The organism is Streptomyces chiangmaiensis, from assembly GCF_036281785.1.
Lineage (GTDB): Bacteria > Actinomycetota > Actinomycetes > Streptomycetales > Streptomycetaceae > Streptomyces > Streptomyces chiangmaiensis.
The window spans coordinates 1-1,297 of the sequence record NZ_JAYWVC010000587.1; the positions used below are offsets into that span (position 1 = coordinate 1).

The 1,297-nt window shown below is 69.3% G+C and carries 1 protein-coding gene; it reads right to left on the reverse strand.

What is annotated here, in order from left to right; genetic code table 11:
- Positions 1-1,235: IS110 family RNA-guided transposase (locus tag VXC91_RS45765; protein WP_329513237.1), on the reverse strand; the 1,235-nt coding region annotated here is incomplete at its 3' end.
- Between the last annotated feature and the right edge of the window lie 62 nt (positions 1,236-1,297).

Sequence of the window (1,297 nt, forward strand, 5' to 3'; positions counted from 1 at the left end):
GGGTCGGTGCGGCGCTCGTACCAGTCGGTGCCGAGGTCGCGATAGCGGGCGTCCGGGTCGGCGATCAGATGCCAGACCATCTCGAGGAGGTTGCGGGCCAGTGCGGCCTGGGCCTTCTTCTTGGGCTTGCGTTTGACCAGGCGCCGGTAGCGGGCACCGAGGAAGCTCTGGCTCTTGCCCGCGCTGACGGCGGCCTGCCCGAGGGCGCGTCGCAGCCAGGGGTTGCCGTGTCCGGTGCTGCCGGAGGTGTTCTTCGCCCCGGACTGCAGGGTGCGCGGAGTCAGCTTGGCCCAGGAAGCCAGGTGTCCGGGGGTGGGGAAGACACTCATGTCGAAACCGGTCTCCGCCAGGATGTTCTGCGCGGTGACGCGTCCGACGCCCGGGATCTCGGCCAGCCGTTCCAGCAGCGGCATCCGCAGGCCGTTGCCGGGATCGGGGCCGGCGGGGTCCAGTTCCCGGACGGCCGTCTCGATGTGCACGCCCAGGTCGGCGATCTGGGCGTCCAGACGGTCGATGTCCTCCAGGTAGAGGCGGATCAGGTAGCCGTGGTGGGTGTCGAACCGGCCCCGTAACGCCTCGGTGAGATCGTCACGCTTGGCCCGCATGGCGCCGCGGGCCAGGTCGGCCAAGGCCCTGGGGCTGCGTTCCCCAGCGATCATTGCTTCGAGCATCGCCCGTCCAGAGGCACCGAAGATGTCGCTGACCACGGTGGACAGCTTGATCTGGGCGTCTTCCAGGACCTTCTCAACACGTTCCTTGTAGGCCGTGCGGTCGGCGGTGAGCACGGCGCGGGCGCGGGTGAGGTCCCGCAGCCGACGCACCGCAGCGGGCGGTACGAAGGAGCGCCGGAGCATGCCGCGTTCGGCGAGCTTGGCCAACCAGACGGCGTCCAGCTTGTCGGTCTTGGGTCGGCCCGGGACGTTCTTGACGTCGCGGGCGTTGACCAGCCAGCACGCAAGGCCCCGGTCCTCGAGCAGGTAGTAGAAGGGGCGCCAGTAGTCCGAGGTGGACTCCATGACGACCAGTTCGACGCCCTGGCAGATCAGGTGGTCGGCCAGCTCCAGGATCGCCGCGGTCGTCGCACCAACCTTCTGGATCTCCTGGCGCTTACGGCTTCCGCCGCCAGGTACCCGTGTGCAGACCATCGCCGACGCCTTGGCGATGTCCAGCGCGGCGACCCGCGCGACCAGTTCATCACCCACCTCCAGCTCGGACACCTCGATCTGACCACCCATCACCGCACTCCCTCCCGTGTCCGTCACCCCGACGGGGTGCTGTCGGCAGGTGCCGCCCGGGG